General features: G+C 62.4%; 17 protein-coding genes. 7 read left to right on the top strand and 10 right to left on the bottom strand.

The window, feature by feature from the left end; translation table 11 throughout:
• Nucleotides 1-186: 186 nt before the first annotated feature.
• Together greA and CQ020_RS16830 are read right to left on the bottom strand one after the other, a co-directional pair.
• Nucleotides 187-681 (bottom strand): transcription elongation factor GreA, encoded by a 495-nt coding sequence (gene greA / locus CQ020_RS16835; RefSeq protein WP_024820099.1) that lies wholly within the window; start codon nt 679-681, stop codon nt 187-189.
• 152 nt (nt 682-833) lie between these two features.
• Entirely contained in the window at nt 834-1,292 is a 459-nt protein-coding gene (locus CQ020_RS16830; RefSeq protein ID WP_105692892.1) for a DUF4307 domain-containing protein, read from the bottom strand.
• A gap of 75 nt (nt 1,293-1,367) precedes the next feature.
• On the opposite strand from CQ020_RS16830, the gene mca reads away from it, so the two are divergent.
• Together mca and CQ020_RS16820 are read left to right on the top strand one after the other, a co-directional pair.
• Complete coding sequence (gene mca / locus CQ020_RS16825; protein WP_105692891.1) at nt 1,368-2,273, top strand: mycothiol conjugate amidase Mca; 906 nt, start codon at nt 1,368-1,370, stop codon at nt 2,271-2,273.
• Between the two features lie 106 nt (nt 2,274-2,379).
• Complete coding sequence (locus tag CQ020_RS16820) at nt 2,380-2,652, top strand: hypothetical protein (protein WP_024820102.1); 273 nt, start codon at nt 2,380-2,382, stop codon at nt 2,650-2,652.
• A 20-nt stretch (nt 2,653-2,672) separates the two neighbouring features.
• Here CQ020_RS16820 and CQ020_RS16815 read toward each other — a convergent pair whose 3' ends face one another.
• The gene (locus CQ020_RS16815; RefSeq protein ID WP_105692890.1) at nt 2,673-3,314 is read right to left on the bottom strand and encodes a hemolysin III family protein; all 642 of its coding nucleotides are present in this window, start codon (nt 3,312-3,314) and stop codon (nt 2,673-2,675) included.
• A gap of 107 nt (nt 3,315-3,421) precedes the next feature.
• Here CQ020_RS16815 and CQ020_RS16810 point away from each other — a divergent pair, with 107 nt between their 5' ends.
• Nucleotides 3,422-4,228 carry an isoprenyl transferase gene (locus CQ020_RS16810; protein WP_105692889.1) on the top strand — a complete coding sequence of 269 codons (807 nt, stop codon included), beginning with the start codon at nt 3,422-3,424 and terminating at the stop codon, nt 4,226-4,228.
• A 42-nt stretch (nt 4,229-4,270) separates the two neighbouring features.
• On the top strand, nt 4,271-5,860 hold the full coding sequence (locus tag CQ020_RS16805; RefSeq protein ID WP_105692888.1) for a PhoH family protein: 1,590 nt from the start codon (nt 4,271-4,273) through the stop codon (nt 5,858-5,860).
• A gap of 163 nt (nt 5,861-6,023) precedes the next feature.
• Here the strand turns inward: CQ020_RS16805 and CQ020_RS16800 are convergent, their stop codons facing one another.
• On the bottom strand, nt 6,024-6,668 hold the full coding sequence (locus CQ020_RS16800; RefSeq protein WP_105692887.1) for a GNAT family N-acetyltransferase: 645 nt from the start codon (nt 6,666-6,668) through the stop codon (nt 6,024-6,026).
• 31 nt (nt 6,669-6,699) lie between these two features.
• Complete coding sequence (locus CQ020_RS16795) at nt 6,700-7,461, bottom strand: hypothetical protein (protein WP_105692886.1); 762 nt, start codon at nt 7,459-7,461, stop codon at nt 6,700-6,702.
• A 61-nt stretch (nt 7,462-7,522) separates the two neighbouring features.
• Between CQ020_RS16795 and CQ020_RS16790 the strand changes: the two genes are divergently transcribed.
• On the top strand, nt 7,523-8,074 hold the full coding sequence (locus tag CQ020_RS16790; RefSeq protein WP_105692885.1) for an A24 family peptidase: 552 nt from the start codon (nt 7,523-7,525) through the stop codon (nt 8,072-8,074).
• A 125-nt stretch (nt 8,075-8,199) separates the two neighbouring features.
• Nucleotides 8,200-8,676, top strand: a complete 477-nt coding sequence (locus CQ020_RS16785) for an NUDIX domain-containing protein (protein WP_105692884.1) — start codon at nt 8,200-8,202, stop codon at nt 8,674-8,676.
• Nucleotides 8,677-8,678: 2 nt separating this feature from the next.
• On the opposite strand, the gene CQ020_RS16780 is transcribed toward CQ020_RS16785, so the two are convergent.
• The 5 genes from CQ020_RS16780 to CQ020_RS16760 all read right to left on the bottom strand — a co-directional run bounded on the left by CQ020_RS16780 (nt 8,679) and on the right by CQ020_RS16760 (nt 14,063).
• The gene (locus CQ020_RS16780) at nt 8,679-10,370 is read right to left on the bottom strand and encodes an MDR family MFS transporter (RefSeq protein ID WP_105692883.1); all 1,692 of its coding nucleotides are present in this window, start codon (nt 10,368-10,370) and stop codon (nt 8,679-8,681) included.
• A complete protein-coding gene (locus CQ020_RS16775) occupies nt 10,367-11,053 on the bottom strand; it encodes a TetR/AcrR family transcriptional regulator (RefSeq protein WP_105692882.1) in 687 nt (228 codons plus the stop codon). The genes CQ020_RS16780 and CQ020_RS16775 overlap by 4 nt, the downstream gene beginning before the upstream one ends.
• Nucleotides 11,054-11,189: 136 nt before the next feature.
• Entirely contained in the window at nt 11,190-12,617 is a 1,428-nt protein-coding gene (locus CQ020_RS16770; protein WP_105692881.1) for a class II fumarate hydratase, read from the bottom strand.
• Between the two features lie 87 nt (nt 12,618-12,704).
• Nucleotides 12,705-13,319 carry a carbonic anhydrase gene (locus CQ020_RS16765; protein WP_026542810.1) on the bottom strand — a complete coding sequence of 205 codons (615 nt, stop codon included), beginning with the start codon at nt 13,317-13,319 and terminating at the stop codon, nt 12,705-12,707.
• Nucleotides 13,320-13,367: 48 nt separating this feature from the next.
• Nucleotides 13,368-14,063 carry a DUF4245 domain-containing protein gene (locus tag CQ020_RS16760; protein ID WP_024820114.1) on the bottom strand — a complete coding sequence of 232 codons (696 nt, stop codon included), beginning with the start codon at nt 14,061-14,063 and terminating at the stop codon, nt 13,368-13,370.
• Between the two features lie 200 nt (nt 14,064-14,263).
• Between CQ020_RS16760 and glpX the strand changes: the two genes are divergently transcribed.
• Nucleotides 14,264-15,286 (top strand): class II fructose-bisphosphatase, encoded by a 1,023-nt coding sequence (gene glpX / locus CQ020_RS16755; RefSeq protein ID WP_181151917.1) that lies wholly within the window; start codon nt 14,264-14,266, stop codon nt 15,284-15,286.
• The last annotated feature ends 150 nt before the right edge of the window (nt 15,287-15,436 follow it).

Raw genomic sequence — 15,436 nt, 5'->3', positions numbered from 1 at the left:
TAAACGATTCGTGAACTTCACCATGGCAATCGACACCCTTCAATGATCAGGTGTTGCGATCACCGCATGATTCAGCGCGCTGAGAACGACCTGATCTGCGACCCAGTTGGGTGCGCACACGAAAAACGCCGGCCCGCCCCGCAATGGGGTGGGCCGGCGTCGCGTTTCAGGCCGGTGAGCCGCTGCTTAGGCGACGTAGGGCTTGGCGGAGACAATCTCCACCGGGATTTCCTTGCCGTTGGGGGCGACGTAGCTCAGGCTGTCGCCTTCCTTGTGGCCGATGATTGCGGCACCCAAGGGTGACTTTTCGCTGAAGACGTCAAGATCGGAATCTCCGGCGATTTCGCGGGAGCCCAGCAGGAAGGTCTCTTCGTCGCCGGCAATGCGGGCAACAACCAGCATGCCGGGTTCGACGATTCCGTCGTCGGCAGGAGCCTCGCCCACATGGGCATCGCGCAGGAGTGCGGTGAGCTGACGGATGCGGGCCTCGATTTTGCCCTGCTCTTCCTTGGCGGCGTGGTATCCGCCGTTTTCCTTGAGGTCGCCTTCCTGGCGGGCAGCTTCGATCTTCTGGACGATTTCCGCCCGGCCAGCGCCGGAAAGGTGGTCCAGCTCAGCCTGCAAGCGGTCGAAAGCTTCCTGGGTAAGCCAAGCCGCAGTGGCGCTATTGGTGGTAGACACGGATTTCTCCTCTAGATCTGACAATGCAAAAAACCCCGCCGAGTTGGCCACTCGTGAATCTCAGTAACCAACTTAACGGGGTGAAGGTTTCATCCATTGTAGTAAATCCTTTGGACGAACCCAAACCGGTTGAGGCATGGCTCACACGACTGTTACTTGCCGCTGTCCACGATCCAGCAGTTGTCCACCACTCCTGAGACAGCCGGGGACTCGGTCCTCAGGACAGTTCGCTGCATGGTGGTGCTGCCGCCGTCGGGATCGTCCTGGGGATCGTTGGGCCCGATCTCCACAACCTTCCATCCCACCACCGCGAACTTGGAATCCAAGGCTTTGATGGCACATTTGGCTGTGGCCCCCGGGTACTTTGTTACCTGGTAGTCAACCTCTGCCTGGGTGTCGTCCACGGTGCTGTACCCGATGTCCTTGAACGTGACAGGGGCCTGGGCGGAGCCCGTTGCCACATATGCGGCGAACCCTATCCCGAGGACCAGGGCGGCGATGACAATGTTCCGCTTGGTCTTGCGCGTCATGGCGCGCTTTTTACCGCCGTAACGATTGGCTAGGCTGGTGCTTGCCGGTACTTGGGTGGCCGATAGGTCCTCTGAAGTCACCCGTCCAGTTTAGTGCCGATCCCGGCGCCCCATCACCGCCCCCAAAAGCTCGATCCATGAAAGAGGAGCCGTCACGTGACAGCGTCCAGCAGTACCGACCAGCAGCTTCGACTGCTCGCCGTCCATGCCCATCCGGATGATGAGTCCAGCAAGGGTGCAGCAACCATGGCGATGTACGCCGCTGCCGGAGTGGATGTCATGGTTGCCACCTGCACTGACGGATCGCGGGGCGACATCCAGAACCCCGCCATGGAAGACGCGCCCCATCCCAAAAGGGACATGGCAGGCGCCCGCCGCATTGAGATGGCCAACGCGGCGGCCGTGCTGGGAATCCAGCAGCGTTGGCTGGGCTTTGTGGACTCGGGCCTTCCTGAAGGCGACCCCCTTCCGCCGCTGCCGCCGGGGTGCTTCGCCCTGCAGCCGCTGGAGCGCGCCACTGCCCCCTTGGTCCGGCTGGTCCGTAGCTTCAAGCCGCACGTCATCCTTAGCTATGACGAAAACGGTGGTTACCCGCACCCGGACCACATCATGGCCCACAAGGTTGCGGTGGAAGCTTTTGACGCCGCAGGTGATCCTGAGCGTTATCCCGGCATGGGCGAACCTTGGACTCCCAGCAAGCTTTACTACGACCGCGCGTTCAGCCCGGACCGGTTCCGTGCGCTGCATTTTGCGTTGGAAGAAGCAGGGCTGCAGTCCCCGTACGCCGAGCGGCTGGCCGCGTGGCTCGAAACCGACGCGGAAGGTCACACAGCACCGGCGGCGGGCCATCAGACCACCACACAGGTTGATTGCGGTGATTTCTTTGAAGCCCGGGATGACGCACTGCGGGCGCACCGGACCCAGATCGACCCCCTCGGCTTCTTCTTTGCAGTCTCACCGGATCTGCAGCGCACCGCATGGCCGTGGGAGGACTACACCCTGATCACGTCCAGGGTCCCTTCCGAGCTGCCGGAAAAGGACCTGTTCGCGGGGATAAGATAGGAAAGCCGCTAGTTTCTATCGCTCGTAGAAATTACCGTGCGGCCAGTCGGTTTACCGGCCACGCGCTGCCAGCCGGCACGCATCAGCTCCCATAGAAGGTTTGAAAGTGCATCACTTGATTCTTGCCCTGACCGTCACTCCGTCGCCCGATCCCACGGGCACACTGCGGCCTGGCCTGTCCGAGGATCAGGTGACGCCCGGTACGTGGGGCTTCGTCCTCACGGCCTTCATCGTGATTCTGACCACGTTCCTGATTGTGGACATGGTTCGCAGGATTCGTCGCGTCCGCTACCGCGCGCAGGTTGAGGAAGCTCGCCTGGCTGCCGAAGCCGGCGACGAGGCAGGGGAAGGTAACTCCACTGAGGACGGACCCCGCTGAACCCTGCGGGAAGCCGCAGCCTAGCTCAGCACCGCCATTATGATCGCCACGAAGTGCGCCGCGAAGGCCAGGACGGTGAAGGCGTGGAAGAGCTCGTGGAAGCCGAAGTGCTGGACGCTGAAGTTCGGCTTCTTGAGGGCGTAGAACACGGCGCCGGCTATGTACAGGGCACCGCCGACGCAGATGAGTATTGCGGCCGGAGCGTTGGCGGTGAAGAACTGGGGTAGGTAGAACAGCGCTCCGCAGCCCAGCGCGATGTACACCGGCACGTAAAGCCAGCGGGGGGCGTGTGTCCACAGAATCCGGAAGAGAACGCCAACTATGGCTCCGGACCACACCAGCCATAGCAGGGTCACGGCTTGGGATCGCTCCAGCAGGGACCACGCCAAGGGCGTGTAGCTCCCGGCGATGACCAGCATGATGTTGGTATGGTCCAGCCGTTTGAGCAGCATTTTGACCTTGGGTGACCAGTTTCCGCGATGGTAAACGGCGCTGACTCCAAACAACAGGAAGCCCGTTACGGCGTAAATAGCTGAGGTGATCTTGCGGTCGGGGGTAGGGGCGACTGTCACCAGGACAATTCCTGCCGCGAGTGCAAAAGGAGCAGCGACGGCGTGGATCCAGCCACGCCAGAGGGGCTTGGTTTCGAGGAGCTCAGCCATGGGACAAGAATAACTTACGTTTCGGTAAGTTACCCAGTGGTAACAAATAGTGGGCCGAATTTGACCGGTGACTGCACCGGCCCGGCAGTTCGGGACGGTAGCCTTGGATGTGCGCCGTCGTCGTACAAGCAAGGAAGTCAGGTGAGAGTCCGGTGGAGCTGCCCGGTTTCCTCTATGGCTTCTATGAGCGCAAGCTGCTGCGCTCTCTCAAGCAAGATCGAATCCCGCGCCATATCGGCGTCATGGTGGACGGAAACCGACGGTGGGCCCGGCAGTTCAATGCCCCCACCAGCCAAGGGCACCAAGCAGGCGCGGATAAGATCCACGAGTTCCTCGGCTGGTGCCAGGAACTCGGCGTAAAGGTAGTAACCCTGTACATGCTGTCCACGGACAATATGAGCCGGTCCGGTGAAGAACTGGACCTCCTCATGGGCATCATTGCGAACACCCTGGACCGGCTCGACGAAGACCAGGACGTCTCGGTTCACGCCATGGGCGCGCCGGAGCTCCTGCCGGACTACCTGGCCGAGCGCCTCAACAAACTGACCGCGCGCACCCCGATTCACGAAAAGATCCACGTGAACGTGGCCGTGGGCTACGGCGGCCGCCGGGAAATCGTCGACGCCGTTCGGGAACTCCTGCACGACGCCGACGCCAAGGGCCGCACGATGTCCGAAGTGGCAGATGAACTTTCGGTGGACGACATCTCCAGGTTCCTTTACACCCGAGGCCAACCCGATCCGGACCTCGTCATCCGCACCTCAGGGGAGCAACGGCTCTCAGGCTTCCTGATGTGGCAAAGCGCCTACAGCGAGTTCTACTTCTGCGAAGCCCTGTGGCCTGCCTTCCGCAAGGTCGATTTCCTCCGCGCGCTCAGGGATTACGCCGGGCGCCAGCGGCGCTTCGGCACGTAATCGCCGCCCCGTCACCAAAAATTAACGTTCCCGACATGCGACTTGCCGAGCGCAGATTACGGAAATGAATGTGCTGGGGATTACGTTAATCCCATCAGCAGGCAAAACCGCCCGCTGATCGGGGAGGCCAGTATATGGAGCGGACTATCGCACCAGTTACAGGGGAGGCCACGCCCGGCCTTCCGGCCGAGCCGCTTCACCATTAGGCCGGGCGAACTGCCCGGGGCTGGAGTCGATGTGGCTATTTCTGAGCAACTGCCCGCAATGGTTTCCGACGGGGAAAGTGCAGCTACCTCTCGCACCAAGCGGGTCTCACAAAAGGGGCGGACCGCACCGTCCGCTACAGGCCGCAGCTACGTAATTGATACGTCCGTCCTGCTATCCGATCCACACGCACTGTTGCGCTTCGCCGAACACGAGGTGATCGTCCCCATCGTGGTCATCAGCGAACTGGAAGGAAAACGCCACGACCCCGAACTGGGCTACTTCGCCCGAAAAGCCCTGAGGCTCCTGGACGACCTCAGAATCGAACACGGCGGACTGGACCACGCCATCCCCCTCGGGAAAGACGGCGGGATGCTCCGGGTGGAAATGAACCACATTTCCCCGGAAGTACTGCCTGCAGGATTCCGTGGAGGCGACAACGACAGCCGAATCCTGGCCGTCGCCAAGAACCTGGCAAACGAAGGCCACAACGTCACGGTCGTCTCCAAAGACCTCCCCATGCGCGTCAAAGCCTCCGCCATGGGCCTCCAAGCTGACGAGTACCGCAACGAACTCGTCAAGGACTCCGGCTGGACCGGGATGGCCGAAGTGGATGCAACCGAAGAGGAAATCACCACCCTCTACGGCCACGAACCGGCCTTCATCCCCGCCGCTGCAGAACTGCCCGTCAACACCGGGCTTGTTCTCCTCTCCAACCGCGGCTCCGCGCTCGGCCGGGTAGGGGCAGACAAGCAAGTCCGGCTCGTCAAGGGCGACCGGGACGTCTTCGGACTCCACGGTCGCTCAGCAGAACAGCGGCTGGCCATCGATCTCCTCATGGACCCGGCAGTAGGAATCGTCTCCATCGGCGGGCGCGCCGGTACCGGCAAATCCGCACTCGCCCTCTGTGCGGGCCTGGAAGCGGTCCTGGAACGCCAGGAACACCGCAAAGTGGTGGTGTTCCGTCCCCTCTACGCCGTGGGCGGCCAGGAACTCGGCTACCTCCCCGGCTCCGAATCGGAAAAGATGAACCCCTGGGCGCAGGCCGTGTTTGACACCCTCGGGGCATTGGTGAGCCAGGAAGTCGTCGAAGAAGTCATGGACCGGGGCATGCTCGAAGTCCTGCCGCTGACCCACATCCGGGGGCGATCGCTCCACGACGCCTTCGTGATTGTGGACGAAGCACAGTCACTCGAGAAAAACGTCCTCCTCACCGTGATGAGCCGCATCGGACAAAACTCCAAAATCGTCCTCACCCACGATGTCGCCCAGCGCGACAACCTCCGTGTGGGGCGGCACGACGGCGTCGCCGCAGTAGTGGAGACCCTCAAGGGCCACCCGCTGTTCGGGCACATCACCCTGACCCGCTCGGAACGGTCGCCCATTGCTGCCCTGGTGACTGAGTTGCTCGAAGGGGCTGAAATCTAGGTTCTTTCCGGGGCCGTGGTCCGGTTCGCCGGGCTACGGCCCTTCGCCGTCGCTTAGACACGCCACATAGGAACCCTTCCGGTCGCTGGGCGACCTTCGGGGTTCGATGTCTCGCGATGCGCTCCTCTGCGAAGGACCGCAGCTCGGCTCGTGGATCCAGCGGTTAGAGCGTGAGGTAGGTTTTCAGCTCTTCGTGGCCTTGGACTTTGAGGGTCCAGTCGGGGCGTTTGAAGGTGGCGGGGGTGAGGCAGACTCTTTGGACCTCCTCCACTTTTTCGCCCCAGCCGTCGCGGAAGACGCCGTTCAGCTCGTAGCCGAGGCTGGTGGAGACTCCCAGGGACTTCTGGTTCCAGATGGCCGCCTCAGACTCGGCTACTTCGGCGCCCAAGTAATCAAACGCGAAGCTCACGACGGCGGCGCGCATCTCCTTGCCGAAGCCGTGGCCTTGCGCGGACTGCTTCAGCCAAGAGCCAGTGCTGACGGTTTTGAGGGTGCTGAAGTTCTTGGCGCCGACGTCCTGGACGCCCAGGAGCTCATCGTCGTTCCAGACTCCGAGGAGGAGGGTCCAGGAGTCCTTGCTGAAGTTTGCCCGGCAGCGCCAATACCACTGAGCCATATTCGGTGCCAGTTTGTCCTCCGGAAGTTCGGCCCACGGCATGCTGAACGGGCTCTTTCCTGGTGGGTGGATGCCGGAACGTGCCGCCGCTATGGCTGAAGGGATGTCTTCGTCCAGAACGGGACGGATGGTCAGCCTCGGAGTGGTGAGGCTGAGTCCGAACGGGGGCCAAATTTCTGCCAGCGATGTCATCGCCGTAGCTTAGCGCCGAACACGCTGCTGTTCAGGCGGCCGGGCCGATGTCCCACGAGATGTGGCGGCGGACATCCGTGAGATTCATCGACTCTGCCAGGAAAAGGTCATCCAGCATGTACTCGTCCACTGCCAGGATCTTGAGCCAGTGACCTTTGCCTGAGGAGTCGCCGTCCAGGCTTTGGCTGGCGACGCAAACGCCTGTGCCAGCGTCAATCCTGAGCAGTGTCCGGCCCGGGTAGATCAGCGGTTCCTCTGGATCTGAGGGGACGTAGGTGCGGCTAGGCGTGACGATTGTTTCCAAGGCCAGGCGGCCCTCATGGTCCACCTCGCGGGGTGGCTCAAGGAAGACAGGGTTTGTATCCGGGAATTCCAGGGGGACCGGGGCCTTGCCGGCAAGTTCCACGGGATCGAGCGCGGCGGCGAGGCGACCGTTGCCAAAGGAGGGCTCCCCGTACTCGGCTTCGGGGCGTCGGCGGACCAGTCCGGCGTCGTCATATACCGGTGTGACCAAGTGGGCCGGAAGCAGCCACGAACGGCGTGTGGAACTGACGTAACGATCATCCCGGGAATCGTTGATGCCGGTGGTGCTGTGCAGCAGCTGACCGTCCGGGGTCTCGAGTCGGAGGGCGCCGGGACGCCTGAGCCATGCCCGGACAATCGCGGCACCGGAAGCGGGCCGCTCGAGGTACTCGAAGCGGAGGCTGGTCCACTTCCACGGCGAAGAACGGCAAAGATTGCGGAATGTGGAGGACAAGTCAAAACCTGGTCCACCTGCACTGTATCGCCCCATATCCACAGTTTACCCAAGCGTTCAAGCTGGTCCGGTGGCCAAAGCGGGATAGCATCCGAAGGTGATCCGACGACTTTCAGACCTCTGGACCGGCAGCCCGCTGGGCTTCTGGCTGGTGCTGGCAGCCTGCCTGTACTTCGTGGCCATGGCCGTGCGGCTGACAGTGATAGATGTCCGGAGCCACCTGCTGCCTAACCGCATCGTGTTTCCCTCGTACGTGGTGGCGGGGGTGCTTCTGCTGGCTGCCGCGATCCTGGCCTCGTTCGGTGATTCGGCCACGGAGAACACTCCTGCGGCTCTGCTCTTTGGCGTACCGGGGCTGGGCGTTGTGGCCGGCGGCGCCGTGCTCTGGTTGTTCTACTTCGTGCTGCGTCTGATTCACCCTCCCGGAATGGGCTTCGGCGACGTGAAACTGGCGGGCGTGTTGGGGCTCTACCTGGGCTATTTGGGATGGAGCCACGTCTTTGCTGGAACGTTCGCGGCTTTCCTGTTGGGAGGGCTGTGGAGCTTGGGCATCTTGATAGCCCGGCGTGGCACGCTGCGCTCGGCCATACCGTTCGGACCGTTCATGCTGGCCGGAGCGGCGGCCGCCATGGTGCTCCTGCCCGCTTAGCAACCCTCGTGCAAGGCCAACTGCGGCCAAATTGCAACGCTCGCCGTATTCTCCCTGTTCACCGGGCTGGGTCATGCTTAGCCCAGCGACTCACACGCAACGATTGAACTGAGGAAAAACTGACCATGGGTGCACCCGATTTCGTGCTCAAACTGCGGGAAAAGATCGGCAACGATCCCCTCTGGCTGCCGGCCGTGCGGGGAGTGGTGTTCGATGATGAGGGCAGGGTCTTGTTAGGCCAGCGTGCCGACAACGGTCACTGGACCCTCATCACCGGAATGCTTGAGCCGGGGGAGCACCCCGCGCCTGGTTTGGTGCGCGAGATCTTTGAGGAAACGGCGGTGGTGGCCGAGACTGAGCGCATCATCGGCGTCGGCGTTGTAGGGCCGGTGACCTTCCCCAACGGCGACGTGTGCGATTTCCTGGACATCACGTTCCGGTGCCGATACATCTCGGGAGAGGCGCAGGTGAACGATGACGAATCCCTGGCCGTTGGGTGGTTCGCATTGGAGGACCTTCCGGAGATGAGTGCCGGAAACCTTGAAGCCATCAGGCTTGCCACGGAGCCCGAAGGCCCCGTGGCGTACCAAGTGGAGGACTAACGCTAGTGACGTCCCGCGTCGGCGGTGGGACGGTCCTTTTCGGCATCATCCGAAGCTGCCATAGCGGCTTCCAGCCGCGCAGTCTCCAGCCGCGCCGTCTCCAGACGCTCGGCCTCAAGCCTGTCCGCTTCCTCGCCACCCACAGCCTCGCCGCGCGCCACCATGCCGGCGGTATCGGAGAGGGGGATCTGCTTCAGGGTGATGGCCAGGATCAGTGCGATGGCGATGAACGGCACCAGGTACCAGAAGACGGGGGCCAGGGAATTGGCATAAGCGTTGACGATCGCATCCCGCAACTGTTCGGGCATCTGGGCCAGTGCTTGGGGGTCCAGCGTGCTGGTGGACTGCGAAGCCTGCTCGGTGGAAGCGCCGGCACCGGTGAAGGCTTCGGTGAGCGACTCGGCCAGGCGGTTGGTGAAGATTGCCCCGAACACGGCCACACCCAGCGATGCGCCTACTTCGCGGAAGTAGTTGTTGGTACTGGTAGCCGTACCAATCTGGTCAGCGGGCACGGAGTTCTGCACCACCAGGACGATGACCTGCATGATCAGGCCCAGGCCCGCGCCGAAGATGAAGAGCTGGACGCAGATGACCCAAATGGGGGTGGAGGCTGCGAGCGTGGTGAGCCACAGCATTGCAGCGATGGTGAGCGCTGCACCCAGGATGGGGTACATCTTGTACTTGCCGGTCTTGGAAATGCGAATACCGGAATAGATGGACGTGCCCATCAGGCCCACCATCATGGGCAGCATCAGCAGGCCTGACTCAGCGGCAGACGTCCCGGAAGACATCTGAAGGAACGTGGGAACGAAGGCGATGGCCGCGAACATGCCCAGGCCCAGAGTGAAGCCGATGGCCGTTGCGTTGATGAAGATGGGGTTCTTGAACAGGCTCAATGGAATGATGGGGTCCTCGGCGCGACGCTCAACCATCACGAAGGCAAAGGCTGCCAGGACCATGCCTGCACCAAAGGCCCAGGTAAGGGGTGAGTCCCAGCCCTCGTCCTTCTTGCCACCAAAGTCGGTGAAGAAGATGAGGCACGTGGTGGCAGCGGAGAGGAACAGGACACCGAGGATGTCGATCTTCTTCTCTGCCTTCTTGTTGGGAAGCGTCAGGGTGAACCAGGCGGTGATGAACGCGGCGATACCGATGGGGATGTTGATGTAGAAGGCCCATTCCCAGGTGAGGTGGTCAACGAAGAACCCGCCCAGCAGGGGCCCGGCCACAGCGGAAAGGCCGAAGATGGCGCCCAAAGGGCCCATGTACTTGCCGCGCTCCTTGGCGGGAACAATGTCAGCGATGATCGCCTGGGACAGGATCATGAGGCCGCCGCCGCCCAGGCCTTGGATGGCGCGGAAAATGACGAAGCCCCAGAAATCCGTGGCGAACGCGCAGCCCACGGATGCGAGCGTGAAGAGCGCGATGGCCACGAGGAACAGGTTTCGACGCCCCAGAATGTCACCGAACTTGCCGTAGATGGGCATGACGATAGTGGTGGCCAGGAGATACGCCGTGGTAATCCACGCTTGGTGCTCCACGCCGCCCAGCTTGCCCACGATGGTGGGCATGGCGGTGGAGACGATGGTCTGGTCGAGGCTGGACAGGAGCATGCCTGCGATCAGCGCCGAAAAGATGATCCAGATGCGTTTCTGGGTCAGCAGCAACGGTTCGGCTGCCTTCGAGAGTGTACTCATGCGGGGTCCTTCGAGGTTTCAAGGGGGTTTGGTCCCAGTTGTTGGCTCGTGGCCAGCGGCTGGGCGAAGAGTTTCCGTGCTGCGTTGAGGTTCCGTTCGAGGATCCCGCGGTAAGGGCGGATGTTGTCCTCGGAGAAGAACTGCTGTGCCGTCTTTTTGGAGACAGCCCCAAACAGAACAGTCGCTGTCATGACTTCAGGGTGGTCCGGATCCAGCCCTTCGCGGGCGGCTACCAGCCCTGCGAATTGGCGTTCGCGGGCCTCCCCTTCAAGGGTGAGCCGCGCCAGGAGTTGAGGCTCTGCGGTGATGGCGGCAATGAACTGCTGAACTTCGGTGCGGCTGATGGATGAACGCTCCATCAGCGTCACGGTGAGCACATGCAGTGCTGCCAGGAGGGTTTGCGAGATGCTGTCAGCCGTACGGGAAGGATTCCGTGTGAAGGCCTCCAGCGCCTCTTCAGGCAGTTCGTCGGAAAACGAGCCGATCACTGCATCTTCCTTGGAGTGGAAGTAGTTGAAGAAGGTCCGGCGTGAAATCCCCGCCCCTTCGCAGACCTCCTCAACCGTGAAACCGCTTAGGCCACGCGCAGCGGTCATGGAACGCGCGACGGCGGTAATCGCCGTCCGCGTGGCAGCCCGCTTGCGCTCGCGAAGGCCGCCGTCGATATTTGCACTATTGCTCACAAAGTAAAGTTTTGCACTTTCAACTAGAAAGTGCAAAAAGGCATCTGCTGTACAAAAACTCCGGGTACGACGACGGCCGGTACCTTTCGGGTGAAAGGTACCGGCCGTCGTCGTGCTGGGAGTTTTAGACCAGAGGTCAGGCCTTGTGGGCCGGGGACGTCATGGTGGTGACGTCCAGGGCCTTGTCCAGGTCGGCCTCGGAAACCTGGCCTTCGCCTTCACCGACGAAGCCGAGCTTCTCGGTTGCCTGGCGGATGGTCAGGCCCTCCTTGACGGCGATCTTGGCGATCTTTGCTGCGTTTTCGTAACCGATGTACTTGTTCAGCGGCGTCACGATGGACGGGGAAGCCTCGGCAAGGAAGCGGGCGCGCTCCACGTTGGCGGTGATGCCGTCGATCATCTTGTCGGCCATGACGCGGCTGGTGTTGGCCAGCAGGCGGATGGATTCAAGCAGGTTGGCAGCCATGACGGGGATGCCGACGTTCAGCTCGAAGGCACCGTTGGTACCGGACCAGGCAATGGCGGTGTCGTTGCCGATCACCTGGGCGCACACCATGATGGACGCTTCGCAGATGACAGGGTTGACCTTGCCCGGCATGATCGAGGAGCCCGGCTGAAGGTCCGGGATGGCGATTTCGCCGAGGCCGGTGTTGGGGCCCGAGCCCATCCAGCGGAGGTCGTTGTTGATCTTCATGAAGGAGATCGCGATGTTGCGCAGCTGGCTGGAGCCCTCGATGAGGCCATCGCGGTTCGCCTGGGCCTCGAAGTGATCGCGGGCTTCGGTCAGTGGCAGTCCGGTGTCAGCGGCCAGAAGCTCAATGACGCGCTCCGGGAAGCCGGCCGGGGTGTTGATGCCGGTGCCAACAGCGGTGCCGCCAAGGGGAACTTCGGCAACGCGGGGGAGTGCAGCGTTGATGCGCTCGATGCCGTAGCGGACCTGCGCCGCGTAGCCACCGAATTCCTGGCCGAGCGTGACGGGCGTGGCATCCATAAGGTGCGTGCGGCCCGACTTGACGACGTCCTTGAACTCAACGGCCTTGCGCGTCAGGGATGCTGCCAAGTACTCGAGGGCCGGGATCAGGTCGTTGATCAGTGCCGAGGTAGCGGCAACGTGCACGGACGTCGGGAAGACGTCGTTGGAGGACTGCGACGCGTTCACGTGGTCATTCGGGTGGACAACTTTGTCACTCCCGGCAGCGGCAAGGGCGCGCGATGCGAGCTCTGCGATGACCTCGTTGGTGTTCATGTTGGAGGACGTGCCCGAGCCGGTCTGGAAGACGTCAATCGGGAAGTCGCCGTCGTACTTGCCGGTTGCAACCTCGTCGGCAGCTGCGGCGATAGCCTCGGCGAGCTCACCATCGAGCACCCCCAGTTCGGCGTTCGCCAGTGCGGCTGCCTTCTTCACGCGGGCCAGGGCCTCGATGTGGGTGCGCTCAAGCGTCTTGCCGGAGATGGGGAAGTTCTCCACAGCACGCTGCGTCTGGGCGCGGTACAGGGCGTTCACGGGGACGCGAACTTCGCCCATCGTGTCATGTTCAATACGGAACTCAGTGGTGGAAGTCATGGGGCTAGCTTATGGCGATTGGACGCCGCACAGAAAACCCGGAGGGGAGTGCTACGTGCTCCGGCGCTGAGGCCGGAGCACGCGCTCCTAGAGCTTGCCGATCCCGGAAACGAGGGCCGCACGGCCTTCATCGAGCTTGTAGGACAAGCCGATCACGGCCACACGGCCGTCGTCGATGGCGTCGGAAATCACACGCGAGCTGTCAGCGAGACGGGCTGCCGTCTGCTTGACGTGCTCCACCACCATGTCATTGACGTCGTCCTGGTTATTGCGCCGGGCAGTCAGAACCGACGGGGTGATGCGCTCCACGAGGTCGCGGATGAAGCCAGGAGGCATCTCACCGGTTTCCACGGCCGCTTTGGTGGCCTTCACGGCACCACAGCTGTCGTGTCCAAGGATGACGATCAGGGGAACACGGAGTTCGCTGATGCTGTACTCAAGGGAGCCCAGAACAGCGTCGTCAATGACCTGGCCTGCAGTGCGCACTACGAAGGCGTCGCCCAATCCGAGGTCAAAGATGATTTCTGCAGCAAGCCGGGAATCCGAGCAGCCAAAGATCACGGCGAAGGGATTCTGGTTCTCGATGAGCGAAGATCGTCGCGAAGCATCCTGGTTGGGGTGCAGGGATTCGCCGGAAACAAAGCGTTCGTTGCCCTCGCGGAGACGGCGCCACGCCAGGGCTGGAGTCAGGTAAGTAGGCACGAGCCTTACTTTACGACGCGGACACCGCAGTCCGTGAAACTGTTGCGCCTAAGGCTGCGCGGAAGACGTTGCGGTGGCCGGCACACTTGCAGGCGGCGCCTGCTCTGCGGACTTCACGACGGCGGCCGCCAGGGTTGCGAACTCGTCGAGGTTCGCCGTGCCGCTAAGGACGATGGTGGTGCCGCGGTACTCCAGGACCATGCTGCGCTTTTCCTTGCCGGAGTCCCTCAGTTCCCATTCCTGGCCGCCCGCGCTCCGGGTGCCCGTAACGGGAAGGTTCTCCGTCTGCTGCAAAACCCACGTGGGGTTCGCCTGGCTGGTTTGGGTGAGCCCAATGAACTTTTCCTTGGGAGTCAGGAAACCGATCTCCCAGGTAGGTACACCGCTGCCCGTGCCGGACTCCCAGCGGGCGTAATTGGGCTTGAATGTGTCGCCCGTATCCGGGGTAACTGGTGTGAATCCCGCCACACCTGTGGCGTTGCGGGCGATGGCCGAGACGTCAACATCAGGCCGGAAACCCTCGCCCTTGGGGGCCGGGTTCATCAAGACGATGGGGAGGAAAGCCAGGACACAGACCAGCAGCGCAATGACCATGCCGATGACCGAAGCATTGGCCCGCTTGGCAGCTTTCGCCGCAATGACGGGTTTAAAGGGGGCATCCGTGGCTGCCTGGGCATCGGTGGGGTTGGCCGCTGCAGCTTCAGACGGGTTCTCTGCTGCGGGCTTGTCCTGCGTTTCACTCACCCCTCCATGATCCCTTATCCGGGCAGGGAACACACATCCGCCAACCTCACCGCAGGTGCCGGGGGCCGTGGTCATCCAAAGACTCCCGGACCACGCGGCGACTATGATCGTTGATAGAGGAACCCCGGGTTGCCCCGTGCAACCATGTCCGGTCCCGTGAATCGTCACTCGAAGAAGAGGTTCAAGTGTCTCCTGCACCAATGACCCAGCAGTATTCCACGATTTCGCCGTCGCTCGCCGTCGGCCTCGACGAACCCGACCGCAACCTTGCGCTTGAACTCGTCCGTGTCACCGAAGCCGCGGCAATTGCCGGCGGCCACTGGGTAGGTTTCGGTGACAAAAACAAGGCAGACGGCGCCGCCGTCGATGCCATGCGTTCATTCCTTCAAACCGTCCACTTCAACGGCGTCGTGGTCATCGGTGAAGGCGAAAAAGATGAAGCCCCCATGCTGTTCAACGGCGAGCAGGTTGGTGACGGCACCGGTCCCGAGTGTGACGTCGCCGTCGACCCCATCGACGGAACCCGCCTGACCGCCCTCGGCATCAACAACGCCCTCGCGGTGCTGGCAGTTGCTGAGCGTGGCTCCATGTTCGACCCCTCCGCCGTGTTCTACATGGAGAAGCTCGTTACGGGCCCCGAAGCCGCCGACATGGTGGACCTGCGCCTGCCCGTCAAACAGAACCTGCACCTCATCGCCAAAGCCAAGGGCGTCAAGGTCAACCAGCTCAACGTCATGATCCTGGACCGCGACCGCCACCGCCCCCTCGTGGAAGAAATCCGCGAAGCCGGTGCACGCACCAAGTTCATCATGGACGGTGACGTCGCCGGCGCCATCGCAGCAGCCCGCTCCGGCACCGGCGTGGACGCCCTCATGGGCATCGGCGGCACTCCGGAAGGCATTGTCACCGCCTGCGCCATCAAGTCCCTCGGTGGTGTCATCCAGGGACGCCTGTGGCCCACCTCGGACGACGAGAAGCAGAAGGCAATCGACGCCGGACACGACCTCGACCGCGTCCTATCCACCAACGACCTCGTCACCTCGGACAACTGCTACTTCGCAGCAACCGGCATCACCGACGGCGACCTCCTCCACGGCGTGCGCTACCAGAAGGACCGCGTCATGACGCAGTCCATCGTGATGCGCTCCAAGTCCGGGACGGTCCGCTTCGTTGAAGCTGAGCACCACGCCTCCAAGTGGGAGACGTACGCGCGCAAGCCGTAACCCCTCCAGTTCAGTCGCGTCTTTGACGCGAAAAGCGCCCCATCGCTCTGCGGCTATCTCCTCGTACCTCGTCGATTTGATGCCGCTCCCGCGATGGGGCGCTTTTCGCTGTTTGGATGCGTTGAGGGCAGCGGGTTACGGTTGCGCGCT

This window comes from Arthrobacter sp. MYb23 (genome assembly GCF_002979775.1).
Lineage (GTDB): Bacteria > Actinomycetota > Actinomycetes > Actinomycetales > Micrococcaceae > Arthrobacter.
Note: the sequence above shows the minus strand (reverse complement) of the source record. Positions and strands in the feature narration are given on the sequence as shown.

Bases quoted from the DNA above. Each gene is read 5' to 3' on its own strand.
- CQ020_RS16770 (WP_105692881.1), bottom strand. From the start codon at position 12,617: ATGACTTCCACCACTGAGTTCCGTATTGAACATGACACGATGGGCGAA.
- CQ020_RS16815 (WP_105692890.1), bottom strand. From the start codon at position 3,314: ATGGCTGAGCTCCTCGAAACCAAGCCCCTCTGGCGTGGCTGGATCCAC.
- CQ020_RS16795 (WP_105692886.1), bottom strand. From the start codon at position 7,461: ATGGGGCGATACAGTGCAGGTGGACCAGGTTTTGACTTGTCCTCCACA.
- CQ020_RS16810 (WP_105692889.1), top strand. From the start codon at position 3,422: ATGTGCGCCGTCGTCGTACAAGCAAGGAAGTCAGGTGAGAGTCCGGTG.
- glpX (WP_181151917.1), top strand. From the start codon at position 14,264: ATGACCCAGCAGTATTCCACGATTTCGCCGTCGCTCGCCGTCGGCCTC.
- CQ020_RS16800 (WP_105692887.1), bottom strand. From the start codon at position 6,668: ATGACATCGCTGGCAGAAATTTGGCCCCCGTTCGGACTCAGCCTCACC.
- CQ020_RS16785 (WP_105692884.1), top strand. From the start codon at position 8,200: ATGGGTGCACCCGATTTCGTGCTCAAACTGCGGGAAAAGATCGGCAAC.
- CQ020_RS16780 (WP_105692883.1), bottom strand. From the start codon at position 10,370: ATGAGTACACTCTCGAAGGCAGCCGAACCGTTGCTGCTGACCCAGAAA.